The sequence below is a fragment of the Streptomyces sp. NPDC042364 genome (genome assembly GCF_056437585.1).
In genome coordinates this window covers 318,635-343,250 of sequence record NZ_JBWKAJ010000001.1, presented here as the reverse complement: position 1 = coordinate 343,250, position 24,616 = coordinate 318,635, and the positions used below count along the sequence as shown (strand labels likewise).

The 24,616-nt window shown below is 72.9% G+C and carries 22 protein-coding genes and 1 riboswitch; of the genes, 13 read left to right on the top strand and 9 right to left on the bottom strand.

Going from position 1 to position 24,616, the window contains the following annotated elements; translation table 11 throughout:
* Nucleotides 1–110 precede the first annotated feature (110 nt).
* From AC067N_RS01440 to AC067N_RS01425, 4 genes are all read left to right on the top strand, one after another.
* On the top strand, nucleotides 111–656 hold the full coding sequence (locus AC067N_RS01440) for a beta-class carbonic anhydrase (RefSeq protein WP_478676826.1): 546 nt from the start codon (nucleotides 111–113) through the stop codon (nucleotides 654–656).
* Between the two features lie 286 nt (nucleotides 657–942).
* Nucleotides 943–1,983 carry an AAA family ATPase gene (locus tag AC067N_RS01435; protein WP_478676825.1) on the top strand — a complete coding sequence of 347 codons (1,041 nt, stop codon included), beginning with the start codon at nucleotides 943–945 and terminating at the stop codon, nucleotides 1,981–1,983.
* Complete coding sequence (locus AC067N_RS01430; protein WP_478676824.1) at nucleotides 1,980–3,344, top strand: DUF58 domain-containing protein; 1,365 nt, start codon at nucleotides 1,980–1,982, stop codon at nucleotides 3,342–3,344. The genes AC067N_RS01435 and AC067N_RS01430 overlap by 4 nt, the downstream gene beginning before the upstream one ends.
* On the top strand, nucleotides 3,341–5,761 hold the full coding sequence (locus AC067N_RS01425) for a transglutaminase TgpA family protein (RefSeq protein ID WP_478676823.1): 2,421 nt from the start codon (nucleotides 3,341–3,343) through the stop codon (nucleotides 5,759–5,761). Before AC067N_RS01430 ends, AC067N_RS01425 begins: the two co-directional genes overlap by 4 nt.
* 387 nt (nucleotides 5,762–6,148) lie before the next feature.
* On the opposite strand, the gene AC067N_RS01420 is transcribed toward AC067N_RS01425, so the two are convergent.
* The 3 genes from AC067N_RS01420 to AC067N_RS01410 all read right to left on the bottom strand — a co-directional run bounded on the left by AC067N_RS01420 (nucleotide 6,149) and on the right by AC067N_RS01410 (nucleotide 8,273).
* Nucleotides 6,149–6,550: a DUF3040 domain-containing protein gene (locus tag AC067N_RS01420; RefSeq protein ID WP_478676822.1), complete on the bottom strand. Its 402-nt coding sequence runs from the start codon at nucleotides 6,548–6,550 to the stop codon at nucleotides 6,149–6,151.
* Between the two features lie 277 nt (nucleotides 6,551–6,827).
* The gene (locus tag AC067N_RS01415; protein WP_478676821.1) at nucleotides 6,828–7,598 is read right to left on the bottom strand and encodes a methyltransferase; all 771 of its coding nucleotides are present in this window, start codon (nucleotides 7,596–7,598) and stop codon (nucleotides 6,828–6,830) included.
* Nucleotides 7,599–7,706: 108 nt separating this feature from the next.
* Nucleotides 7,707–8,273, bottom strand: coding sequence for an SAV_6107 family HEPN domain-containing protein (locus AC067N_RS01410; protein ID WP_478676820.1), 567 nt, complete (start codon nucleotides 8,271–8,273; stop codon nucleotides 7,707–7,709).
* 175 nt (nucleotides 8,274–8,448) lie between these two features.
* Between AC067N_RS01410 and AC067N_RS01405 the strand changes: the two genes are divergently transcribed.
* The 4 genes from AC067N_RS01405 (at nucleotide 8,449) to AC067N_RS01390 (ending at nucleotide 14,117) form a co-directional block, all read left to right on the top strand.
* On the top strand, nucleotides 8,449–9,336 hold the full coding sequence (locus AC067N_RS01405) for an ATP-binding cassette domain-containing protein (RefSeq protein ID WP_478676819.1): 888 nt from the start codon (nucleotides 8,449–8,451) through the stop codon (nucleotides 9,334–9,336).
* Nucleotides 9,308–11,392 (top strand): YhgE/Pip family protein, encoded by a 2,085-nt coding sequence (locus AC067N_RS01400; RefSeq protein ID WP_478676818.1) that lies wholly within the window; start codon nucleotides 9,308–9,310, stop codon nucleotides 11,390–11,392. The genes AC067N_RS01405 and AC067N_RS01400 overlap by 29 nt, the downstream gene beginning before the upstream one ends.
* 35 nt (nucleotides 11,393–11,427) lie before the next feature.
* Complete coding sequence (locus tag AC067N_RS01395; protein WP_478676817.1) at nucleotides 11,428–12,060, top strand: TetR/AcrR family transcriptional regulator; 633 nt, start codon at nucleotides 11,428–11,430, stop codon at nucleotides 12,058–12,060.
* A 542-nt stretch (nucleotides 12,061–12,602) separates the two neighbouring features.
* Nucleotides 12,603–14,117, top strand: a complete 1,515-nt coding sequence (locus AC067N_RS01390) for a phytoene desaturase family protein (RefSeq protein ID WP_478676816.1) — start codon at nucleotides 12,603–12,605, stop codon at nucleotides 14,115–14,117.
* Between the two features lie 32 nt (nucleotides 14,118–14,149).
* Here the strand turns inward: AC067N_RS01390 and AC067N_RS01385 are convergent, their stop codons facing one another.
* From AC067N_RS01385 to AC067N_RS01360, 6 genes are all read right to left on the bottom strand, one after another.
* Nucleotides 14,150–15,076 carry an SCO2102 family sporulation regulator gene (locus tag AC067N_RS01385; protein WP_478676815.1) on the bottom strand — a complete coding sequence of 309 codons (927 nt, stop codon included), beginning with the start codon at nucleotides 15,074–15,076 and terminating at the stop codon, nucleotides 14,150–14,152.
* Between the two features lie 57 nt (nucleotides 15,077–15,133).
* The gene (metF, locus tag AC067N_RS01380; protein WP_478676814.1) at nucleotides 15,134–16,057 is read right to left on the bottom strand and encodes a methylenetetrahydrofolate reductase [NAD(P)H]; all 924 of its coding nucleotides are present in this window, start codon (nucleotides 16,055–16,057) and stop codon (nucleotides 15,134–15,136) included.
* A gap of 117 nt (nucleotides 16,058–16,174) precedes the next feature.
* The gene (gene thiE / locus AC067N_RS01375; protein ID WP_478676813.1) at nucleotides 16,175–16,837 is read right to left on the bottom strand and encodes a thiamine phosphate synthase; all 663 of its coding nucleotides are present in this window, start codon (nucleotides 16,835–16,837) and stop codon (nucleotides 16,175–16,177) included.
* Nucleotides 16,838–16,983: 146 nt separating this feature from the next.
* Nucleotides 16,984–17,349 carry an Rv2175c family DNA-binding protein gene (locus AC067N_RS01370; protein ID WP_478676812.1) on the bottom strand — a complete coding sequence of 122 codons (366 nt, stop codon included), beginning with the start codon at nucleotides 17,347–17,349 and terminating at the stop codon, nucleotides 16,984–16,986.
* A gap of 97 nt (nucleotides 17,350–17,446) precedes the next feature.
* Entirely contained in the window at nucleotides 17,447–18,676 is a 1,230-nt protein-coding gene (locus AC067N_RS01365) for an NAD(P)/FAD-dependent oxidoreductase (RefSeq protein WP_478676811.1), read from the bottom strand.
* 32 nt (nucleotides 18,677–18,708) lie between these two features.
* A complete protein-coding gene (locus AC067N_RS01360) occupies nucleotides 18,709–19,089 on the bottom strand; it encodes an avidin-fold protein (RefSeq protein WP_478676810.1) in 381 nt (126 codons plus the stop codon).
* A gap of 52 nt (nucleotides 19,090–19,141) precedes the next feature.
* Nucleotides 19,142–19,253: riboswitch (TPP riboswitch) on the top strand.
* On the opposite strand from AC067N_RS01360, the gene thiO reads away from it, so the two are divergent.
* From thiO to AC067N_RS01335, 5 genes are all read left to right on the top strand, one after another.
* Nucleotides 19,251–20,426 (top strand): glycine oxidase ThiO, encoded by a 1,176-nt coding sequence (gene thiO / locus AC067N_RS01355; protein WP_478676809.1) that lies wholly within the window; start codon nucleotides 19,251–19,253, stop codon nucleotides 20,424–20,426. Its footprint overlaps the riboswitch before it by 3 nt.
* A 23-nt stretch (nucleotides 20,427–20,449) precedes the next feature.
* Nucleotides 20,450–20,650: a sulfur carrier protein ThiS gene (thiS, locus tag AC067N_RS01350; RefSeq protein ID WP_478677171.1), complete on the top strand. Its 201-nt coding sequence runs from the start codon at nucleotides 20,450–20,452 to the stop codon at nucleotides 20,648–20,650.
* 3 nt (nucleotides 20,651–20,653) lie between these two features.
* Entirely contained in the window at nucleotides 20,654–21,448 is a 795-nt protein-coding gene (locus tag AC067N_RS01345; RefSeq protein ID WP_478676808.1) for a thiazole synthase, read from the top strand.
* A 78-nt stretch (nucleotides 21,449–21,526) separates the two neighbouring features.
* Nucleotides 21,527–23,440 carry a Stk1 family PASTA domain-containing Ser/Thr kinase gene (gene pknB / locus AC067N_RS01340; protein ID WP_478676807.1) on the top strand — a complete coding sequence of 638 codons (1,914 nt, stop codon included), beginning with the start codon at nucleotides 21,527–21,529 and terminating at the stop codon, nucleotides 23,438–23,440.
* Nucleotides 23,441–23,622: 182 nt separating this feature from the next.
* The gene (locus AC067N_RS01335; RefSeq protein WP_478676806.1) at nucleotides 23,623–24,552 is read left to right on the top strand and encodes a deoxyribonuclease IV; all 930 of its coding nucleotides are present in this window, start codon (nucleotides 23,623–23,625) and stop codon (nucleotides 24,550–24,552) included.
* Nucleotides 24,553–24,616 lie beyond the last annotated feature (64 nt).

Genomic DNA, 24,616 nt, shown 5'->3' with positions numbered 1-24,616 from the left:
GTGGTGCAATCCCGCCACCCCTGTGGGTTACCTCACAACAACCCTCAATGACGTTCTTTGTCCTCTCTCACAGAGCGCCATCGGCGCCCGTGACCAGTACCGTCATGGTTATGACGACCTCCGCATCAGTTCCCACGGAAAACGAAGGCGCCATAACCGGCGGCACGGTCACCGACCGGCTGGTCGAGGCGAACGGGCGGTACGCCGCCGCGTTCACCGACCCCGGGATGGACGCCCGCCCCGTCCTGCACGTCGCCGTCGTGGCCTGCATGGACGCCCGCCTCGACCTGCACGCCGCCCTCGGCCTCGAGCTGGGCGACTGCCATACCATCCGCAACGCGGGCGGTGTGGTCACCGACGACGTGATCCGCTCCCTCACCATCAGCCAGCGCAAGCTGGGCACTCGCAGCATCGTCCTCATCCACCACACCGGCTGCGGCCTGGAGGCCCTCACCGAGGACTTCCGCACCGAGTTGGAGGCGGAGGTCGGCCAGCGCCCGGCCTGGGCGGTGGAGTCCTTCCGGGACGTGGACCAGGACGTACGGCAGTCCATGCAGCGGGTGCGGACCAACCCGTTCCTGCTGCACACCGACGATGTGCGCGGCTTCGTCTTCGATGTGAAGACGGGTCTGCTGCGCGAGATCAGCCCGGCCTGAGCAGCGCCGGACCGGCCCCCCGGCACGCGCCTTCCCACCCTCCCCGTACGGTCTTCCGGCGCCTCGGGTTCCTGTCAATCTCCTGGCATTTTGGTGTGCAGAACGGTACAAGCCTGACAAATAGTGGACCGTTATCCACAGGCGAGTGACACGAATCGGTAACGGCAGCAAGAATGCAAGTGTGGCAACACGCGGAACTGTGTGCGCGTGGTGCCCGTGTTTCGGGGTGGGCCGGTCCGCATCGCAGAGCGTCGGCCCGGAGAAAGAACGGGCCGAGGAGGGCCGGGTGACGACCTATGACGATCGAGCGAGCCTCACTGATCTGACCAGCACTGTGGAGCGAGTCCGCAGTTCGGTCGAGGCGGTGATCGAGGGCAAGCCTGAGGTCGTACGGCTTTCGCTGACAGTGCTGCTCGCCGAGGGACATCTTCTGATCGAGGATGTCCCCGGCGTCGGCAAGACCATGCTGGCCAAGGCACTGGCGCGGTCCATCGACTGTTCGGTACGGCGTATCCAGTTCACGCCGGACCTGCTGCCGTCGGACATCACGGGTGTGTCCATCTGGGACCAGCAGCGCAAGGAGTTCGAGTTCAAGCCGGGCGCGATCTTCTCGCAGATCGTGATCGGCGACGAGATCAACCGCGCGTCGCCGAAGACGCAGTCCGCGCTGCTGGAGTCCCTGGAGGAGCGCCAGGTCACGATCGACGGACAGACGTACGAGCTGCCGCACCCCTTCATGGTGGTGGCCACGCAGAACCCCGTCGAGATGGAGGGCACCTACCCGCTCCCCGAGGCCCAGCGGGACCGCTTCATGGCCCGGGTCTCCGTCGGCTACCCCAGCCCGGAGGCAGAGCTCCAGATGCTCGACGTCCACGGCGGCGTCTCACCGCTGGAGGACATGCAGCCGGTGGCCCACGCCCATGACATCGTGAAGCTGATCGAGGCCGTCCGCGGTGTGCACGTCGCGGAAACGGTACGGCGCTACGCGGTGGACCTGGTCGGCGCCACCCGCACCCACCCCGACCTCCGACTCGGCGCCTCGCCGCGCGCCACGCTGCATCTGCTGCGCGCGGCGAAGGCGACCGCCGCCCTGAGCGGCCGGGAGTACGCGCTGCCGGACGACGTCCAGTCGCTCGCGGTGGCGGTCCTCGCCCACCGGCTGCTGCCCACCGCCCAGGCCCAGCTCAACCGCCGGACGCCCGAGCAGGTCGTCCAGGAGATCCTGCAGCGCACGCCCGTGCCGCAGGCCGCGCCGCCCCAGGGTGGCTTCGGCGCGGTCCGCTCGGCGCCCGCGTATCCGCAGCAGCCGCCGCGGAGGCTTGGATGACCACCGCGGGGCCCGCGCCCGCACCGGAGCAGGACAAGGGCGGGCTGCGCACGGCTCTCGCCGGGCTCACCACACGCGGGCGCTCCTTCTTCGCCGCCGGAGTGGCGGCCGCGATATGCGCGTACGTCCTCGGGCAGAGCGATCTGCTCCGGGTCGGTCTGCTGCTCGCCGTACTGCCGCTGGTCTGCGCGACCGTGCTGTACCGCACCCGGTACCGGGTCGCGGGCAGCCGGCGTCTCTCCCCCGCGCGGGTGCCCGCCGGCAGCGAGGCCCGCGTCCATCTCCGGATGGACAACGTCTCGCGGCTGCCCACCGGGCTGCTGATGCTGCAGGACCGGGTGCCGTACGTGCTCGGTCCGCGTCCCCGGTTCGTCCTGGACCGGGTGGAGGCGGGCGGCCGCCGCGAGGTGTCGTACCGCGTCCGCTCCGATCTGCGCGGCCGCTATCCCCTCGGGCCGCTCCAGCTGCGGCTGACCGACCCGTTCGGCATGTGCGAGCTGACCCGGTCCTTCTCGACGTTCGACACGCTGACGGTCATCCCGCGCGTGGAGGCGCTGCCGCCGGTGCGGCTGACGGGTGAGGCGAGGGGGTACGGGGACGGCCGGCAGCGCTCACTGGCGCTGGCCGGCGAGGACGACGTGATCCCGCGCGGCTACCGGCGCGGCGACGACCTGCGCCGGGTGCACTGGCGCTCCACCGCGCGCTACGGCGAACTGATGGTGCGCCGCGAGGAGCAGCCGCAGCGGGCCCGCTGCACCGTCCTGCTGGACACCCGGGCCGTGGCCTATCTGGGCGCGGGCCCGGACTCGGCCTTCGAGTGGGCCGTCTCGGGCGCCGCGTCCCTGCTGGTGCACATGCTCGAGCGGGGCTTTTCCGTACGGCTGCTGACGGACACCGGCAGTTCGGTGCCGGGCGAGGGGGCCGACGGGTTCGCGGGCTCCAGCCAGGAGTCCGCCGACGCGGCCGGACTGATGATGGACACGCTCGCGGTGATCGACCACTCCGACGGCACGAGCCTCTCCCCCGCGTACGACGTGCTGCGCGGTGGCAACGAGGGGCTGCTGGTCGCCTTCCTCGGCGACCTCGACGAGGAGCAGGCGGGGCTGATCGGCAGGATGCGCCGGCGCAGCGGCGGGGCGATCGCCTTCCTGCTGGACAGCGACACATGGACCCGTGAGCCGGGCGGGGTGCCCGGCGCGGGCGGCGAGAGCGCCGGCGAGGAGTCGCTGCGGCTGCTGCACGAGGCGGGCTGGACGGCGCTGGGCGTGCCGCGCGGCGCCTCGCTGACGGACCTGTGGCGCCAGGCGGACCGGCAGCGCACCGGCCTGGGGTCCGGGATCGGGACGGAGGGACGGTCATGAGCGGTCGGGCGAGGCTGGCGCTGTGCGCCTGGGCCGCCACGGTCATGGCGGCATGCGCCCTGCTGCCGCTGGTGGAACCGGCGACCTGGATCCTCCAGGCGGCCGTCATGCTGGCCGTGCAGAGCGGGGTGGGAGCGCTCGCCCGGCGGGTGCCGCTGGCCCGGGCGCTGACGGTGGCGGCACAGGCCCTGGTCACCCTGATGATGCTGACCCTGGTCTTCGCCAGGCGGCAGGCGGTGGCGGGGCTGTTCCCGGGCCCGGAGGCGTTCCAGCACCTGGCGTCGCTCCTGCGGGCCGGTGCCGACGACGTCGGCCGGTACGCCATCCCTGCGCCGCTGACCGACGGCATCCAGCTGATGGTGATCGGTGGGGTCCTGGTGATCGGCCTCATGGTCGACGCGGTCGCGGTGACGCTCCGCAGCGCCGCCCCGGCCGGTCTGCCGCTGCTGGCGCTCTACTCGGTGGCGGCGGGGCTGTCCGACGGTGCCGCGTGGCTCTTCTTCCTGATCGCCTCGGTCGGCTATCTGATGCTGCTGCTGGCCGAGAGCCGCGACCGGCTCTCGCAGTGGGGCCGGGTCTTCGGCGGCACCTCGCACGGTCCCGGGATGGAGACCGGGGGCGGTGCCGTCGCCCCGGTCCGCACCGGGCGGCGGATCGGCGCGGTCGCGCTGGGCGTCGCGCTGGTGGTGCCGCTCGGGCTGCCCGCCCTCGACGGCGGGCTGCTGGGCGGCGCGGGCGCCGGGATCGGCGCGGGTTCCGGGGGCGGCGGCACGATCGCCGCGGTGAACCCGTTGGTCCAGCTGAGCGAGAGCCTGAACGTCGACCAGGACCGCCAGGTCCTCTCGTACCGCACGAACACCGACAACCTCCAGGAGATGTATCTGCGGATCGTCTCCCTGGACGACTTCGACGGCACTTCCTGGAAGCCGACCGAGCGGTCCATCACCGGGGTCCCGGACGACTTCGGCACGCCGAACGGCCTGGGCCCCGACGTCAAGCGGAAGGAGATCGAGACCCGGATAGCCGCGGCGAAGGACTACGCGCAGGACTGGCTGCCGATGCCGTATCCGGTGACGTCCGTGGACATCGACGGCGACTGGCGGTACGAGCCGGTGGGGCGCACTCTCGTCGGCGACCACGGCCAGGACACCAAGGGTGCGCAGTACACGGTCAGGAGCCTGGTCGTACGGCCCACCGCCAAGCAGCTGGCCGCGGCGTCCGAGCCGCCGCCGGCCCTGAAGCGGGAGTACACCGAGGTTCCGCCGTCGCTGCCGCCGGTGGTGGCGCGGACCGCTCGCGAGGTCACCGAGGGCTCGGCGAACGACTACGAGCGGGCCGTGAAGCTCCAGGACTGGTTCGCGTTCAGCGGCGAGTTCACCTACGACACCGAGGTGCAGAGCGGGACCGGCTCGCGGGCCATCGCCCGGTTCCTGCGGGAGAAGGAGGGCTTCTGCGTCCACTTCTCCTTCGCGATGGCCTCCATGGCCCGCACCCTGGGCATTCCGGCCCGGGTGGCGGTGGGCTTCACTCCCGGCACCCCGGAGGCGAACGGCGCGATGTCGGTGGGGCTGCGCGACGCGCACGCCTGGCCCGAGCTGTACTTCGAGGGCGTGGGCTGGACCCGTTTCGAGCCGACCCCGAACCGGGGGACGACTCCCGACTACACCCAGCCCGAGGCATCCGGTGACAACGGCCTGCCCGATGTGCCCCGGCCTTCGGAGTCGGCGTCCTCCCTGCCGTCCGCGGAGCCGTCGGCGAGCGAGAGCTGCGCGGCGCAGCAGGTGCGTCTGGAGGGCGGTTGCTCGTCCGAGTCCGCGGCGGCCGTGCCCGGCTCCGACGACGAGGAGCGCGGTGTGTGGGGGCTGGTGTTCTTCTCCCCCTGGACCCTGCTGATCATCCCCGGGGCGCTCGCGCTGCTCGCTGTTCCGCTGCTGCCGATGCTGTGGCGGATGCGGATGCGCTCCGTCCGGCTGGGCGCGCACGGGCGTACGCCCGCCGAGGCCGCGGCTCATGCCCTGGCGGTCTGGCAGGAGGTGACCGACACGGCGTGGGACCACGGGATCGCGCCGGACGAATCGCAGACGCCACGCAAGGCCGCGGCGCGGATCGTGCGGCTGGGGCGGCTCGAACCACCGGCGGAGGCGGCGGTGCACCGGCTGGCGGCGGCCGTGGAGCAGGTGCTCTACGCTCCGCAGCCTCAGGTGCCGGCGGGTCTCGCCAAGGACGCGCACCAGGTGGCGGCCGGGCTACGGTCCCAGGTCGGCCGCCGGGCCCGCTTCCGGGCGCTCTTCCTGCCTCGTTCGACCGTCCGTGTGGCCTGGGCGGCGTCGGCCCGCTGGTCGGCCCTGACAGCCGAACTGGCGGCCCACCGCCCGACGCTGCGCCGATCGTCGGCCCCGACCGGCCAGAACAACTGAGGCGCCTGCCCGGCCGAGGCCCAGGCGTCTGCCCCCACCGGGTTCGCCCGGTGGGGGCAGATGTGTGTCCGGGGCTTGCCGCAGCGCCGAGGGGGTGGGCGGTCGTGGGGGACGACTGTTGCGCCAGGCTGGTGAAGAGGGCGTCCGGGAGGGGCCGGATGGGCTGTGGCCGGGCGGCGGCGCGGTGGATGCGAGGGCTGTTTCGGGCAGCGCGCGACGGGGGCGAGCCGCCCCGGACGACCGGAGCGGGTGCCGGGCCGTGTCACGGGGCGACCGGCGCGCCGGCGACCGGTGTTCGATTGTGGGCGTGACTGAAGGGTGACCGCCGCTCGGGAGGTCACCCTTCGTCCGTCTTCAGGTCTGGCGTAGGTCCGGGAACTCCGGGGCTCAGTGGCCGCCCTGTTCGTCACGGCGGCGCTGCCAGCGCTGTTCGATTCGATCCATCATGGAGCGGCGCTGTCGTGTCTGACGACGGGCACCGGCGGAGCCTGCGGGAGCGGCGGGCTGTTCACCCGGCTTGGGGGCCTTGCGCCAACCGGTGACGGCGAGCACGGCGCAGCCCAGCATGACGAGGAATCCCACCACGCTGACCCAGATCTGCTGTGCGACCATTCCGGCCATGAGGAGCGCGATACCCACAAGAAAGCCCGCGACCGCCTGGTAGACCCGCCGCCGGGTGTACGTACGCAGCCCGCTTCCCTCAAGCGCTGACGCGAACTTGGGATCTTCGGCGTACAGCGCTCGCTCCATCTGCTCGAGCATGCGCTGCTCGTGCTCTGAGAGCGGCACGGAGTCCTCCTCATCGTGCGGTCGCCTGGGCGACCCGGGGGGTCCTCTTCAGGATAGGCAGGGAATCGCCCCCTTGAAACCCGCCCCTCTACGCCAATTCGCCAACCGGAACCCGCCATGGCACCCCGCTTCGCTGAGGTGTGGATTCCCCAGCGAACGGCTCGTCATGCCGGACGGTCTCCCTCGATCATACGGCTCCCGGCGCCCGATCGGGGGGCCTGTGGCGTACTCCATCCGCCGCCGCGTCCCTGATCAGCGGGCTCCTCACCGGAGACGCTCAGACTCCGGCGGCCCCCCTGGTCTCTCCGAGCACGTGCAGCTGGGTGGCCACGGAGTGGAACGCGGGCAGTTCCGCGGCGGCGGCCTCCAGCTTCAGGAGGGCGTCCAGGGCGCCCGGCTCGGTGTCGACGAGCACACCGGGGACGAGGTCGGCGAAGACCCGGACGCCGTGTACGGCGGCCACGGTGAGGCCCGCGTCCTCGACGAGCGCGGTGAGCTGCTCGGCGGTGAAACGGTGGGGCACGGGATCACCCTCGCCCCAGCGTCCGTTCGGGTCGTCGAGTGCCTGCCTGGCCTCCTTGAAGTGCCCGGCGAGGGCGCGGGCGAGCACCGCGCCGCCCAGTCCGGCGGCGAGCAGGCTGAGGACGCCGTCGGGGCGCAGCGCGGCGACCGCGTTGCCGATGCCCTCGGCGGGGTCGTCCACGTACTCCAGGACGCCGTGGCACAGCACGGCGTCGTAGCCGCCGCGGTCGACGACGTCGAAGAGGCCGTGCGCGTCGCCCTGGACGCCCTGTACCCGGTCGGCGACACCGGCCTCGGCGGCCCGGCGCTCCAGCGCGAACAGCGCGTTGGGGCTGGGGTCGACGACGGTGACGCGGTGACCGAGGCGGGCCACGGGCACCGCGAACTTGCCGCTGCCGCCCCCGGTGTCGAGCACGTCGAGCGACTCCCGCCCCGTGGCCTTCACACGGCGCTCGAGGGCGTCCTGGAGAACCTCCCAGACCACGGCGGTACGGAGGGAGGCGCGGGGGCGCGACGGGTCCGACACGGCAGTTGACTCCTCGGCGCGGCACCGCCTGGTGTGCGGCGGAGCGGTGGGCTTGCGGGCTCCGTCGGCGGCCGGGGGCCGTGACGGAGGCTACGGGTGTCTCCAACCCTAATGGGCGGCGCCGGGACGGTCGGTCAGCCCCGCGTCCGCCGGGACCCCTCCGCCGCCGTCCTGCCGGGGCTGCGGCAGGACCGGCTGGAGCACCAGCATCCGCTCGACGAGGCGGAGGAACATCGCCACGTCGCGTATCAGGTCGTCGGCGTCACGCGCGCTCGCCGCGCCCCGTATCCCGGCCTCGGCGCGCGCCCTGCGGGCGGCGCCCGAGGCGAACAGGGCGCTCCACTCGGCGAGTTCGGGCGCGATCTCGGGGAGCACCTCCCAGGCGCTCCGGATCTTCGCCCGGCGCTTCGGGGTGGGCTCGGGGCGCCCTCGGGCGGCGAGCACGGCGGCGGCGGTGCGCAGCGCGGCCAGATGGGCCGTCGCGTACCGCTCGTTGGGGGCCTGGAGGGCGGACGCCTCGTCGAGGCCGGCGCGGGCCTGGGCGAGCAGGTCGAGGGCGGCGGGCGGGGCCGTCGTCCGGCGCAGCACGGGGTGCACGTCGCTCGCCGGACCGGTCAGTGAGGGGGCAGGGCCGGTGGCGCGGCGCCGGTCGGCGGCGGCGTGGTAGGTGGCCATGACGAACCTCCTGTCGTCTGCGTGACGGCAGCCCTGACACGGGGTGCCGTATGTACCCATCGTGAGGTATGCCACTGACAATCCGTTCCGACCTGGGCTTTTGCTTCGATCGGCGGTTCGGGGTACTTTTGCACTGACCAGTCAGTTCAAAAACGTACGAGGGGGTCTGGGGGACATGGAAGAGCCGCCCACGACGGCCGCCACACCCGCCGACGAGGGCGGCGGCGTCGCCGTCGGCGCCGAGGGCTTCGGGATCAGGGGCCCGCGCGGATGGGTGTTCCGAGAGGTGGGGTTCCACGCCGAGCCCGGATCATTGATCGCCGTCGAAGGCCCTTCGGGTTCGGGCAGGACCTGTCTGCTGCTCGCTCTCACCGGGCGCATGAAGCCGAGCGAGGGGCACGCCACGGTGGGCGCCCTGCGGCTGCCGAAGCAGATGGCCGCCGTACGCCGGGTCAGCGCCCTCGCCCACGTCCCCGGTGTCACGGACCTCGACCCGGCGCTCACCGTCGGGGAGCACCTGCGGGAACGCGCGCTGCTGCAGCGGCGGTTCGACGGTTCCCTGCGCGGGCTGCTCCGGCCCCGCCGTGAGCGCGCGGCCGAGGCCGAGCGGCGGATCGACGCCGCGCTGGCCGCCGCCGGGCTCGACCGGGCGTCGCTGCCCAAGGGCGACCGGACGGCGGTGCGCGACCTGGACCGCATGGAGGCGCTGCGGCTCTCGCTCGCCCTGGCCCTCATCGGCCGGCCCCGCCTGCTCGGCGTCGACGACACCGACCTGAAGCTCTCCGAGGCCGAACGGACCGGGATATGGGCGTTGTTGCGGTCCCTCACCGAGGCCGGGACCACGGTCGTGGCGGTGTGCAGCGAAGCCCCGGAGGGGGCGCTCGTCGTGTCCACGACGGTACCGGGCGAGGCCGGGACCGAAACCGGGACCGAAGACGGGGCCGGGCCCGGGAACGAGGCCGGGACCCGGACCGACACCGAGGCCGGGACCGGCCGCAGCGACGACGACAGCGACGACGACAAGGAGAAGTGCGATGCACGCGCCGAAGCTCGCCTCGCTTGAGCTCAGGCGGTTCGGACGGGGGAAGCTCCCGCGCGCCGCGCTGGCCTCGCTCATGCTGCTGCCGCTGCTGTACGGCGCCCTGTACCTGTGGTCCTTCTGGGACCCGTACGGCCGTCTTGACCGCATCCCGGTGGCGCTGGTGAACGACGACCGGGGGGCGTCGGCCGGCAAGCAGAAGATCCGGGCGGGCGACGACATCGCCGAGGGCCTGCGGGACAGCGACACCTTCGAGTGGCACGAGGTGAGCGCGGAGCAGGCCCGCGAGGGCGTCGAGAACGGCACCTACTACCTGTCGCTGACCATGCCCTCGGACTTCAGTGAGCGGATCGCCTCCAGCTCCGGTGACGCACCGGAGACGGGCGCCCTCCAGGTGCGCACGAACGACGCGAACAACTACATCGTCGGGCAGATCTCCCGGACGGTGTTCTCCGAGGTGCGGACGGCGGCGTCGACGAAGACGTCCCGGTCCTTCCTGGACCGGATCTTCATCTCGTTCTCCGACATCCACGAGAAGACCGAGAAGGCCGCGGACGGCGCCGAGGACCTCAAGGGCGGTATCGACAAGGCGGAGAAGGGCTCCAAGGACCTCGCCGACGGGCTGAAGGCCGCCAAGGACGGCAGCGGCAAGCTGTCCGGCGGTCTCGGCGACCTGGACGAGGGCGCGGGCGACCTCCAGGACGGCGCCCAGCAGGTCGCGAACGGCACCCAGAGCCTCGCCGACAAGGTCAACGGAGCCGCCGACCAGGTCCGGCCCTTCCTCGACGAGAACGGCGACACGATCGCCGACACCGCCACCCTGGTCGCCGACTCGGCGGGGACGATCCGCAACCACCTCACGGCCTTCGTCACCACGGCCCCCGCCGCCGAGACCGGCACCCGGGCCGCCTCGGACACCCTCGACGACGTCTACAAGCGGCGTTGCGAGGACCCGGCGCTGCCCGACGCGGCCTGCGCGGACCTGAAGGAGGCGAAGGAGGCGGCGGCGGAGGCCGCGCGCCTCGCCGAGGACGTCAACGCGGTGGTGGAGAACTACAACGGCGACCTGAAGGCCTTCAAGAAGGATCTGAAGACCCTGGAGCGGCAGGCCAGGGCCCTGGCCGAGGCCGCGCCCACCCTGTCCGAGGACCTGGACGACGCCGTCACCAAGGTGAACGCGCTCAACAAGGGTGCCACGAAGGTCGCCAAGGGCGCCAAGACGCTGCACACCGGTCTGGGCACCGCCAAGTCCGGGGCCGAGGATCTCGACACGGGCGTCGGCGACCTGAAGACGGGTGCGAACGACCTCAAGGGCGGCATGTACAAGCTGGCCGACGGCTCCGGCAAGCTCGCGGGCGGACTGCGCGACGGTGCCGGGCAGATCCCGGACTACGACGAGAAGGACCGCGACCGGCGCACCGAGGTGATGGCCGACCCGATCCGCCTGGCCAGCAAGGACCTCCACAAGGCGCCCAACTACGGCACCGGGTTCGCCCCGTACTTCATCCCGCTGTCCCTGTGGGTGGGCGCGATGGTGGCGTACATGCTGATCCCGCCGCTCAACAGGCGTGCCCTCGCGGCCGGTTCCCCGGCCTGGCGGATCGCGCTGGCCGGCTGGCTCCCGGTCGCAGCCCTCGGCGTGCTCCAGACGTTGGCGCTCATGGCGGTGCTCCACTGGGCGGTGGGCCTGGAGATGACCCGGGCGGCCGGGACCGTGGGCTTCCTGTTCCTGGTCACGGCGTGCTTCGCGGCGATCGTGCAGTGGCTCAACGCACGCTTCGGGGCCGCGGGCCGGATCCTCGTCCTCGCCTTCCTCATGCTCCAGTTGACGTCCGCGGGCGGCACGTACCCCGTGCAGACCAGCCCGGACTTCTTCAACGCGGTCCACCCCTTCCTGCCGATGAGCCATGTCGTGGACGCCCTGCGGCGGCTGATCACGGGCGGCGGACTGGGCCCGGTCTGGCAGGCGTGCGCCGTGCTGGTGGCCTTCACCGCGGGCGCGCTCGCCCTGACCGCCCTGTCGGCCCGCCGCCGGCAGGTGTGGACCCTCGACCGACTGCACCCGGAGTTGACTCTGTGACCGCGCACGGCACGGTTCCTGTGAGAATCAGGGCCATGGAAAGCAGCAAAGCCCCCGGCGGCGCAGGCGGGGGCCGCCGCGAGGCGACCCGGCAGAAGCTCTACGAGGCGGCCGTCACCCTCATCGCGGAGCAGGGGTTCTCCGCCACCACGGTCGACGAGATCGCCGAGCGCGCCGGCGTGGCCAAGGGCACCGTCTACTACAACTTCGCCAGCAAGTCGGTCCTCTTCGAGGAACTGCTGCGGCACGGGGTCGGGCTCCTCACCGCCTCGCTGCGGGAGGCCGCCGACCGCACCGCCGAGGACGGCGGCAGCAGGGTCGACGCACTGGACGCGATGATCCGGGCCGGGCTCGTCTTCATCGACCGCTACCCGTCGTTCACGCAGTTGTACGTGGCCGAGCTGTGGCGCACCAACCGGGCCTGGCAGTCGACGCTCATGGTCGTCCGGCAGGAGGCGGTCGCGGTCGTGGAGAAGGTCCTCCGCGAGGGCGTCGAGGCGGACGAACTGAGCGACGAGATCGACATCGGCCTCACGGCCTCGGCCCTCGTCGGCATGGTCCTGGTGGCAGCCCTGGACTGGAAGGCCTTCCAGCCGGAGCGCTCGCTGGACGACGTGCACTCGGCGCTGTCGCGGCTGCTCCAGGGCAGGGTCAGCGGCACCCGGTAGGCGGACCGGGCACCCGCCCTCGCACCAACGCGAGCGCCGGTCCGGAGTGGCCGCGTCCCCCGCGGGCCACCTCGAACCGGCGCTTCCCCGTTCCCCCTCGTCCCCCTTCGTCCCCCCTTGCCCCCGTCCCCCGCTCCCCCGTGCCTCGCTCCCGCCGACCCGTCGATCCCCTTCGACCCCGTCGACGGAAGGAGCGGTCGGAGCGCGAGACCCGTTCCGCCGCCCCGTGCCGGCGGTTCCGGAGCCGCGCCCCTTCCCGTGCCTCCACTCTCCCGTCCGCGCAGGCGGGAGCCCATCCGCGCACCTACTCATCTCCTCCACTGGGTACGCGTACTCAGCCCTGCGCACTCAACCCCAGTCCCCTCGGCGACCCTCTGGTCGGTAGAGCGTCCGCGCGGATACTCGCCGGGGGCCTCCACCGGGCGGCCCGAGGGGCGCCGGACCGCGCGACGAAGCACGGCCACCCCGCGCCTGCCGACGTGCGGCCCGCCCGCCTTCTCCCGCGGAAACCGACGGGCGCGACGCCCGCTAAGGTCGCAGACATGGCAAGGATTGCGGTGATCGGCGCCGGTCTCGGCGCCATGGCGGCGGCCGCCCGGCTGGCCGTCGCGGGCCACCGGGTGGTGGTGTACGAGCGCACGACGACCTACGGCGGTGCGGTGGGCCGGTACGAGCGTGACGGTTTCGCGTTCGACACGGGCCCGGCGCTGCTGCCGCTGCCCGCCGTCTACCGCGATCTGTTCCTGAAGACCGGCAGGGAGCCGCTGGAGAAGTGCGTCGACCTGGTCCAGGTGGACCCGGCCGCGCGGCACGTCTTCGCGGACGGGACGGACCTGCTGCTGCCGAACGCCTCACGCGCCGGCGTGGTCGCCTCCCTGAACACGGCGCTCGGCTCGGGGGCGGGCGACCGCTGGGGCGACTTCCTGGTCCGGGCCCGCGAGGCGTGGGACCGCACCCGGCGGCCCCTCCTGGAGGAGCCGCTGTGGCCCGACTGGCAGGTCCTCGCCGAGCGCGAGCCCTATCCGGCGGTGCCCCACAAGCGGCTGCTGCGCACCCGCCGCGCCGCCACCCTCGCCGAGGTCGGCGCCTGGGAACTGCGCGACCCCCGGCTGGCGGCCCTGCTGGAGAGCCACGCCCTGGCGTACGGGCTGGACCCCCGCACCACCCCGGCGAGCGCGTCGGTCCTGCCCTACATGGAGAACGCCTTCGGCACCTGGTACGTCCGGGGCGGCATCCGGGAGCTGGCGCGGGCGGTCCACGAGCGGTGCCTTGCCCGGAAGGTCGAGTTCGTCTTCGGCACGGAGATCACCGGGATCGTGGAGAAGGACGGCCGGGCGGCCGGGGTCGAGTCGGCGGACGGGACGGTGGCCGAGGCGGACTTCGTGGTCGCCGGCGTCGCGCCCGAGGCACTGGGCCGGGCGGTGCGGCAGTCGGTCGTCCGGGGTGACGGCGAGGTGCCGGCCCAGCAGGTGCGGACGAGCCGGCTGACCGTGCTGCTCGCGCTGCGCGGGGGCCGGCCGGAGGGCACCGCGCACCGGACGGTGGTGCACGCGGAGGACCGCGACAGCGAGCTGGAGCTGCTGTTCGGCTCCTCGCCCGGGGTCGTCGCGCGGCCCACGGTGACGGTGCTGCGTCCCGACGATCCGGCGTGGGTGCCGGACGCGGGGTACGAGGCGGTCGTCCTCAGCTCGGTGGTGCCGGCCCGACCCGAGTGGAGTCGGTCGGAGCCGGAGGTCTTCGAGCGGCTCGCGCAGTCTGTGATCACCGCGGCCGAGCGCGCCGTGCCGGGCCTGCGCGACCGTCTCCTCTGGCACGAGGTGCGCACGCCTCGGGACATCGAGCGGACGACCGGTGCGGCGGGCGGGGCGATCCCGGCACCGGCGCTGGCCGCGGGCGACGGCCGGCTGCTGCACCCCTCCAACACCACTGCGCTGCCGCACCTGTTCACGGTCGGCGGCTGGTCGCACCCCGGCGGCGGCCTTCCGCACGCCGGCATGTCGGGCGCCCTGGTGGCCGGGCTGATCGTGGAGGGACCGGACTTCCGCGGTTCCCAGTGAGGACGGGCTGAGGGCCGGCTGAGGGCCGGCCCTCAGAAACGGTACTGCTCGTCGTACCCGTTGCCGTTGCCGTTGCCGTTGCCCTGGTACGGGTACGACTGGTCCGTGGGCAGGTCCGAGCCGAACGGGTCGTCGGTGGTGCGCTGTTGCGGGACCCAGACGCCGCCGGGCGGGGTTTCGCCGGCGTACCCGCCGTTGCCGTACTGGTCCTGCCCGTAGCCCTGCTGCCCGTACCCCTGCTGACCGTAGGACGGGTCGTAGGAGCCGGTGGCGTCGTAGGTCTGGGTGCCGATGTACGGGTCGGAGTAGGCGGCGTACTGCTGCTGGGACTGGTCGTAGCCGTAGCCCTGCTGGTCGTAGCCGTAGTAGGCGAAGGCCTCGTCCTGGGCCTGGTCGGCGGTCGCGTAGGACTGGCCAGGGGTGGCCGCGTAGGCGTTGTCCTCGCGGTAGACGCCGTAGCTGCTGGTGTCGTCGGGCAGAGGCTCCGGCGAGTAGACCGTGGCCGCCCCGGCGCCGGAGGGGGTGGACTTCGGGCGGACGAAGACGTCGTCGTCCTGGTCGAGCGGGTCGTCGTCCTGCCGGTACGTTCCGGCAGCCGTGGGCTGCAGGTCGGAGACCTCCAGGGTGGGGTCCTGACGCTCCGGTCCGCCCCGGCGCCGCTTCTTGCCGGGCTTGCCCGCGGGGGCCTCCGCACCCTCACCGGAGCGCGGGCGGACGGCCCAACCCGCCTCGAAACCACGGCGGAAGGACAAGGTCACATACGTCTGGCCGACCGCGAAGGCGATCGCGCCGACGCCGATGACGATCACATTGGGCATCAGGACGCCGAGCACGACGCAGAGGAATCCGGCGAAGGCCAGCAACCGCCAGCGCAGCCGCGCCTTGTACTGCAGCAGCACCTCGCCCAGCAGCCACAACGCGACGACGCCGAACGCGATGTAGAGGACCGTCCAGCCCATGTACGCCCCTCTCCCTGTGGCCGCTTACGCAGTGTGTCGTACGCGAGTGCGACCGGTCTAGGCCCTCGGTGGGTGGTGCAGGCCCAGGTTCTCGTAGATTTCCAGAGTCGCGGTGGAGTTGTTCAGGGTGATGAAGTGAAGTCCGGGGACTCCCTCGTCCAGCAGCCTCGCGCAGAACTCCGTGGCGAACTCGATGCCAATGGAGCGTACAGCGGCCGGATCGTCTTTGGCTGTGACGATCCGCTCTTTCAGGACGTCCGGGATGGCCGCGTTGCTGAGTTGGGGAAGCCTTTCCAGCATCTTGACGCTGGTGACCGGCATGACCTCCGGGATGACGGGGGTCTCGCAGCCGGCCCTCGCGACGGCGTCCCTCAGCCGCAGGTACGAGTCCGGGTGGAAGAACATCTGGGTGATCGCGTAGTCGGCGCCCGCCCGGCACTTGTCCACGAAGTGGGCCACGTCGCTGTCCCAGTCGGCGGACCGGGGGTGCATCTCCGGGAAGGCGGCGACGCCCACGCAGAAGTCACCCGACTCCTTGATGAGGTGGACGAGTTCGGCGGCGTACGTCAGGCCCTGCGGATGCGGGACCCACTCGCCCATGGGGTCGCCCGGCGGGTCGCCGCGGACCGCGAGCATGTTGCGGATACCGGCGTCCGCGTACTGGCCGATGATGTTGCGCAGTTCGGCGATGGAGTGGTTGACGGCCGTGAGGTGGGCGACCGGGGTGAGCGTGGTGTCGGCGGCGATCTGCTCGGTCGCCCTGACCGTGCCCGCGCGCGTGGAACCGCCCGCTCCGTAGGTCACGGAGACGAAGCTGGGGGCCACCGCCTCGACCCTGCGGAGGGCGTTCCACAGGTTCCGCTCGCCCTTCTCGGTCTTGGGCGCCCAGAACTCGAATGAGTACGTGGTCTTGCCCGTGGCGAGCATGTCACGCACGGTCCGTGCGCGATCAGTCCTGGTGGAGGCGGTTCCTAGGGCCATAGACGCAGGTTAGTCAGGTCGGGGCCGCACCCCAACCAAAGCACCCCCTTTTGTCCGCTTTATCGGCCTGGGTGTCCACACCTTGGACATGCGGGCGTCAGGAGGCGCCGTCCGGTGTCACAGGGCGCGCAGGCGCTCGGCGAACTCCGCCGCCGCGGCCCCGGGGTCGTCGGCCCCGGTGATCGCGCGGACGACGACGACCCGGCGGGCGCCCGCTTCGACGACCTCGTCGAGGTTGCCGAGGTCGATGCCCCCGATGGCGAACCAGGGGCGGTCGGTGTCCAGCGCGGCCGTGTACCGCACGAGGTCGAGGCCGGGGGCGGGCCGGCCGGGCTTGGTGGGGGTGGGCCAGCAGGGGCCCGTGCAGAAGTAGTCCACGCCCGCCTGGACGGCGGCCGCCGCGGCCTCCTCCTCGGAGTGCGTGGAGCGGCCGACGAGGACGTCGTCGCCGAGGATGGCGCGTGCGGCGGGCACCGGGAGGTCGCCCTGGCCCAGGTGCAGGACGTCGGCGCCGCCCGTGTGCGCGGCCCGGGAGGCGTGCGCCACGTCGGCCCGGTCGTTCACGGCGAGCAGCTTGCCGTGCCGGCGGCACTTCTCGGCGAACAGCTCCAGGAGCTGAAGCTCCTCCGCCGCCTCCATGCCCTTGTCGCGCAGCTGGACGATGTCCACACCGCCGCCGAGGACCGCGTCCAGGAACTCCGGGAGGTCGCCCTGGCGCCTGCGGGCGTCCGTGCAGAGGTAGAGCCGGGCGTCGGCGAGCTGGGCGGCGGCGTCGGTCATGGATGAGTCCCCCGTCGGCGGTGCTGTGTCGGTGCGGCGTACGGAACCGGGCCGCTTCGGCCCATGGCTGCCGTACGCCGCACGGTGTTCCGGTTGGTGCGGTGTTACGTGTCCTGCCGGTGGTGCGGCTTGTCAGCCTCTGTCGATCACACGGCGAGCGCCTGCGCGCGGCGCTTCACCTCCGTGCCGCGATTCTCGCTGAGGGCCTGGGCCGGTGTGCCGGGCAGGCTCGGGTCGGGGGTGAAGAGCCACTCCAGCATCTCTTCGTCGGTGAAGCCGTCGTCCTTCAGCAGCGTCAGGGTGCCGGAGAGGCCCTTGACCACCTTGTCCCCGTCGATGAAGGCGGCGGGGACGTGCAGCGCGCGGTTCTCACCACGGCGTACGGCGATGAGCTGGCCCTCCTTGACCAGCTGCCGCACACGGGTCACCTCGACGCCGAGCATCTCGGCGATGTCGGGGAGGGTCAGCCACGCGGGGACGAGAGCATCGATCTTTGCGTCAATCTCGGTCACGTCACCAAGACTGCCATCTGGGACTGACAGTGGGTAGCCGAGAGGGGCCCTCCGGGGGGACGGACGCGGCGGCGGGGGACGGAGCCGGGCGGCCGTGCTACGCCGTCGCCGCCTTCAGGGGCCGCGCCGGGTCCGCCAGCAGGCCGGGGTCCATCGGGGTGCCCGACTCGATGAGACGGCGGCCCTGCGCCAGGTCCCTCGGCCGGCCGACGGCGAGCAGGGCGACCAGGCGGTCCTCGCGCAGCCAGCACACCGTCCAGGCGGCACCCGTGGGGTCCCCGCGCCGGACCATGATGTCGGCGGCGGGATGGTGCCCCGCGTACTGGACGAAGCGGCCGAACTGCTCCGACCAGAAGTACGGGACCGGATCGTAGGGCCGGGGCGTCTCGCCGAGGATGTTCGCGGCGACCGTGCGGGGGCCCTGGAGGGCGTTGTCCCAGTGGTGGACCAGGAGGCGCTCGCCGTACCGGCCCGAGGGGAAGGAGGCGCAGTCGCCGACCGCGTAGACGTCGGGCGCGGAGGTGCGCAGATGGTCGTCGGCGAGCACCTCCCCGTGCGCGCCCAGTTCGATGCCGGAGTCCCGCAGCCAGGCCGTCGCCGGGCGTGCTCCGATGCCGACGACCACGGCCCCGGCCGGGATCCGGGAGCCGTCGTCCAGCACCACCGTTCCGGGCTCGACGCGCTCCACGCGCGCGTGGGTCCGCAGGCCGGCGCCGCTGTCGGCGTACCAGGCGGCCATCGGCGCGGCCACCTCGGCCGGCAGCGCCCCGGCGAGCGGCCGGTCGGCGGCCTCCACGACGGTGACCGCGCAGCCCGCCTCACGCGCGGCGGTCGCGAACTCCGCGCCGATCCACCCGGCGCCCACGACGACGATGTCGTGCTGGTCGGCCAGCACGGGCCGCAGCCGCTCGGCGTCGTCCAGGGTGCGCAGCAGATGCACCCCGGGCACGCCCTCCGTCCCCGGCAGCCGGATCGGCTCGGCACCGGTGGCCAGGACCAGCACGTCGTACGGGACGGGTCCGGCGGCGGTGTCCAGCTCGTGATCGGCGGGACGGACGCCCAGGACCTCCCGGCCCAGCCGGAGTTCGATGCCGAGCGCCTCGAAGTCGACGTCGAAGGCGGAGTCCTCGGCCTTGCCGAGCAGCACGGCCTTGGACAGGGGCGGCCGGTCGTACGGCTGGTGGGGCTCGGCGCCGATGAGCGTGACGTCGCCGGAGAAGCCCTGTTCGCGCAGGGCGACCGCGGTCTGCACCCCGGCCATGCCCGCGCCCACGACGACGACCCGGCGCGCCGTCGTCCGTCCCGCTGCCCGTGTCTGCTCGTTCACCTGATCACCATAGACAACTGACGACCCGTCAGTCAGCGGTCCTGTGCCGTGACCTGCTCCACAGCGCCGTCCGCCGCGTCGATCTGCTCGACCGTGCTCGTCCCGCTGCCGGGCCGCGACTCCCACTCCCAGGTCTCCTCCAGCCGCACTCGCCCGTCGGGCAGCTCGACCACCCGGGACACGCAGTGCCCGGACGCGGTCGTCCCGTCGGTCCTCAGCTGGACGTACCGGAAGTCCAGCCGGTCACCCTCACGGGTACCCACGAGGTGGCCGCGTACGACGTCGCCGCCCCGGTATTCGGCCCAGATCTCGCCGTCCTTCTCGTGGTACGCGAACCGTGTGCGGGTGCCGACCTGACCTGGGGCCTGGTCCGCCACGGGGGCGAGGACGAGTCCGTCGAGCGAGCGGGCCATGAGCGGAGGCTCCCTTACTGAGCGATACGGCACGGGCTAGGGTGGGCCACCGTAGAGCACTCGCGGGAGCCCGGACGCACCGGGCTGAGAGGGAGGCTGGCGGCCTCCGACCGTACGAACCTGATCCGGGTCATGCCGGCGAAGGGAGGGGCTGGACGCCCATGTCGCGTACGCACACGTCAGACGTCCTCGTCGTGGGGGGCGGGATCATCGGGCTGGTCACGGCCTGGCGGGCCGCCCAGCGCGGGTTCACCACCACCGTCGTCGATCCCGAGCCCGGCGGCGGGGCGGCGCAGGTCGCGGCGGGGATGCTCGCCGCGGTGACCGAACTGCACCACGGGGAGCAGACGCTGCTGGGGCTCAACCTGGAGTCCGCGCGCCGCTACCCGGACTTCGCGGCCGAGCTGACCGAGGCGACCGGCCTCGACCTCGGCTACCGCCGCTCCGGGACACTCGCCGTCGCCCTCGACGCCGACGACCGGGCCCACTTGCGGGAACTGCACGCCCTGCAACGCCGTTCGGGCCTGGAGTCGGAGTGGCTGAACGGGCGCGAGTGCCGCCGTCTGGAGCCGATGCTGGCACCCGGTGTACGCGGCGGACTGCGGGTCGACGGGGACCACCAGATCGACCCGAGGCGGCTCTCCAGGGCCCTCGTCACGGCCTGCGAGCGGGCCGGGGTCGCCTTCCACCGGGCCTGGGCCGAGCAGCTCTCCGTGGTGCGGGAGCGGGCGGCCGGGGTAAGGGCCGACGACGGCGCCGAGCTGGCCGCCGGGCGGGTGGTGCTGGCCGGAGGGAGCGACAGCGGGCGGCTCGCCGGGGTCCCGGACGACGTGCTGCCGCCGGTGCGGCCCGTGAAGGGACAGGTGCTGCGGCTGACCGTGCCGCAGCGGTACGCGCCCTTCCTGACCCGGACCGTACGGGCCGTGGTCCGCGGCAGCCACGTCTACCTGGTGCCGCGCGAGAACGGCGAACTCGTCGTCGGCGCGACCAGCGAGGAGCTCGGCTGGGACACCACGGTCACCGCGGGCGGCGTGTACGAACTGCTGCGGGACGCCCACGAACTCGTCCCCGGCATCACCGAGCTGCCGCTCACCGAGACCCGCGCGGGACTGCGCCCCGGCTCGCCCGACAACGCCCCGCTCCTCGGTCCCACCGAACTCGACGGCCTGCTCCTCGCGACGGGCCACCACCGCAACGGGGTGCTCCTCACCCCGGTCACCGGCGACGTGCTGGCGCACGTCCTGATCAGCGGTGAACTGCCGGAGACGGCGCGGGACTTCACCCCGCTGCGGTTCCGTGCCGGCGCGCCCAGGGAACTCTCGGAGCAGCCCGTATGAGCGCCGCGGACCTCACGGACGTGCTGACCGTCCTCGTCAACGGCGAGCCCCGGCAGGTCGCTCCCGGCACCGCCCTCGACACGCTCGTACGGACCCTCACCCCGTCCCCGTCCGGGGTCGCGGCGGCGCTCAACGAGACCGTCGTCCCGCGCGCGCAGTGGCCGTCGACGCTCCTCTCCGCGGGGGACCGCGTCGAGGTCCTGACCGCCGTCCAAGGAGGCTGACCCGTGGCAGACGACCCCTTCGTCCTCGGTGGTACGACCTACTCGTCCCGTCTGATCATGGGTACGGGCGGCGCCCCCAGCCTCGATGTGCTGGAGCGCGCGCTGGCGGCCTCCGGCACGGAGCTGACGACGGTGGCGATGCGCCGGGTGAACGCCGCCGTGCAGGGTTCGGTGCTCTCCGTGCTCGACAGGCTGGGCATCCGGGTGCTGCCCAACACCGCCGGCTGCTTCACGGCCGGGGAGGCCGTGCTCACCGCGCGGCTCGCTCGGGAGGCGCTCGGCACGGACCTGGTGAAGCTGGAGGTCATCGCGGACGAGCGGACCCTGCTGCCCGACCCGATCGAGCTGCTGGACGCCGCGGAGACGCTGGTCGACGACGGTTTCACCGTGCTGCCGTACACCAACGACGACCCGGTGCTCGCGCGAAAGCTGGAGGACGTCGGCTGCGCCGCGATCATGCCGCTCGGGTCGCCGATCGGGTCGGGGCTCGGGATCCGCAACCCGCACAACTTCCAGCTGATCGTGGAGCACGCGCGCGTACCGGTGATCCTGGACGCGGGGGCCGGTACGGCGTCGGACGCGGCCCTCGCGATGGAGCTGGGGTGCGCGGGCGTGATGCTCGCCTCCGCGGTGACGCGGGCGCAGGAGCCGGTGCTGATGGCCGCCGCCATGCGGAACGCGGTGGAGGCGGGCCGCCTCGCCTACCGGGCGGGCCGCATCCCCCGGCGCCACTTCGCGGAGGCGTCGTCCCCCGGCGAGGGCCTGGCCCACCTGGACCCGGAGCGCCCGGCGTTCTGAGTCACAGGTCTGCTGCAGTCCGTCCCGGTCGCCCCGGAACCGGTGGGGGTGTCCGTGACGGCTCGTAGACTCACCTGCGTGGACACGACCCTTCAGGACCCGCTTGTCGGCCAGGTGCTCGACGGCCGGTATCGAGTCGAGGCGCGGATCGCGGTCGGCGGGATGGCCACGGTCTACCGGGCCGTGGACACCCGCCTGGACCGGGTGCTCGCGCTCAAGGTGATGCATCCGACCCTGGCCGCGGACGGCTCGTTCGTGGAGCGGTTCATCCGCGAGGCCAAATCGGTCGCGCGGCTCTCCCATCCGAACGTGGTGGGGGTCTTCGACCAGGGCACCGACGGGTCGTACGTCTACCTCGCCATGGAGTACGTCGCCGGCTGCACCCTCCGTGACGTGCTGCGCGAGCGCGGCGCCCTGCAGCCGCGGGCCGCGCTGGACATCCTGGAGCCGATCCTCGCCGCCCTGGGCGCCGCCCACCGCGCAGGTTTCGTGCACCGGGACATGAAGCCGGAGAACGTGCTGATCGGGGACGACGGCCGGGTCAAGGTCGCCGACTTCGGGCTGGTCCGCGCCGTGGACACGGTCACCAGCACCACGGGCACCGTGCTCGGCACCGTCGCCTACCTGGCCCCGGAGCAGCTGGAGCACGGCACGACCGACACCCGCGTGGACGTGTACGCGTGCGGGGTGATGCTCTACGAGATGCTCACCGGCGGCAAACCCCACGGCGGGGACACCCCCGCCCAGGTGCTCTACCACGCGCTGAACGACGACGTGCCGCCGCCGTCGGCCGCCGTGCCCGGCCTGCCGTACGAGCTGGACGAGCTGGTCGCCTCGGCGACCGCCCGAAGCCCGGAGCTGCGCCCGTACGACGCGGTGGCGCTGCTCGCGCAGACGCGGCAGGCGCGGGCCGCGCTCAGCGTCGAGCAGCTGGACGCGGCGCCGCCGCAGGCGAGAACCGCCGAGCACGACAACGCGGAGGACCGCACCAGCGTCCTGCCGCGGTCGCTGACCGTGTCCCGCTCGGCGGGGCTCGACGGGATGAACCGTACGAGCCGGTTCGAGACGCCCCCGCCGCCGCCCCGGAGCAGCACCCGCGGCCAGAACCCGCCCCGGCGCGGCCTGCTCGCGGTCATCGCCGCCGTGCTGCTCGTCCTCGGTGTGGGCGGAGGCATCTGGTACATCAACTCGGGCCAGTTCACGAAGGTCCCGGCGGTGCTCGCCCAGTCGGAGGCCACCGCGAAGAAGCGGATCGAGGGTGCCGGGCTCCGCGTCGAGGTCGAGCGCGCCTTCAGCGACACGGTCGAGCGGGGCGAGGTGATACGCACCGACCCGGAGCCGGGTGACCGCATCCGGGACGACGAGACCGTCACGCTGACGGTCTCCAGGGGCCCCGAGACCGTGACGCTGCCGGATCTCAAGGGACACCGGCTGGACAAGGCGAAGGCCCGGCTGAAGAGCGACGGGCTGGAACCGGGTCTGGTGACGCGGGAGTTCAGCGACGAGGTCATCAGGGGCCAGGTGATCCGCACCGATCCCGGCGCCGGCACCGAGGCGTCGTCGGGCTCGGCCGTCGCGCTCGTGGTCAGCCGGGGAGCCCCGGTGGACGTCCCGGATGTGGCCGGCTCCTCGGTGGAGGAGGCCACCGCAGCCCTGGAGGACGAGGGCCTGAAGGTGGAGATCGCGTCGGAGCGGGTCAACTCCGAGTTCGACGAGGGCCTGGTCGCCGAGACGTCCCCGCGTGAGGGCAAGCAGGTCGGCACGGGCGACACCGTCACCCTGACGATCTCCAAGGGTCCCGAGATGATCGAGGTCCCGGACGTCGTGGGCGACAGCGTCGACGACGCCACACGGAAGCTGGAGGACGCGGGCTTCGAGGTCGACGAGGACCGGGGGCTTCTCGGGCTGTTCGGCGACGAGGTCAAGGGACAGTCGGTGGAGGGCGGCGAGACGGCGCCCAAGGGCTCGACGATCACGATCGAGATCGGCTGACCGCGGCTCCCGCCGCCGGGGCCTGTCGGAGGCTCGGGCCGGCCGACGGCTCGGGGACTCGGGTGTCCCCCCGGGCGCTGTGCGTCGGCGGGAAGCCTCGGCACCCCGCGTCCGCCGGAGGCCGTGGGGCGCCCGCGGCATCCGCCGTCCGGGCGCGTCCTGGCGCATGACACCCTGGTGCGGTGAGCACTGAGCAGTCCCCCGGCCTTCCCGGCCCCTCCGCCCCGACGCCGCGCCCCGTCCCACCCCTGTCCGGCCCCTCGCGCAACCCCGTCGGCGGACATGTGCCCGTAGCCGGTGGGCTGAACTCCGTCGGGCTCGCCTATGCCCGTGAGCTGAAGGCCGAGACCGTGCAGGTCTTCGTCGCGAACCCGCGGGGCTGGGCGACGCCCGTGGGGAACCCGCGGCAGGACGAGGAGTTCCGGGCGGCCTGTGCGGCCGAGTCGATCCCCGCGTATGTGCACGCCCCGTATCTGATCAACTTCGGCTCGCACACCGAGGCGACGGTCGAGAAGTCCGTGGAGTCGCTGCGGCACTCGTTGCGCCGGGGCCGGGAGATCGGCGCCCTGGGTGTGGTCGTGCACACCGGGAGCGCGACCGGTGGCCGGGACCGTTCGGTCGCGCTGAAGCAGGTGCGCGCGTATCTGCTGCCGCTGCTGGACGAGCTGACCCACGACGACCCGTTTCTCCTGCTGGAGTCGACCGCCGGCCAGGGCGCCTCCCTGTGCTCCCGGACCTGGGACTTCGGCCCGTACTTCGAGGCGCTCGACGCCCATCCGAAGCTCGGCGTCTGCCTGGACACCTGTCACGTCTTCGCGGCGGGCCACGACCTGACCGGGCCCGACGGCATGCACCGGACGCTGGACCTGCTGGTGGACACCGTCGGCGAGGGCCGGCTGAAACTGATCCACGCCAATGACTCCAAGGACGTGGTCGGGGCGCACAAGGACCGCCACGAGAACATCGGCTCCGGCCATATCGGCGAGGACCCGTTCCGCGCACTGATGACCCACCCGGCCACCGAGGGCGTGCCCCTGATCATCGAGACCCCGGGCGGCAGGGAGGGGCACGCGGCGGACGTGGAACGCCTGAAGAAGCTCCGCGACGGCTGACCCGCCGCCCGCCCGGACCACGGCCGCGGGCGGGACCCGGAGCCGCCCGCAGAGCCGGCCGCCC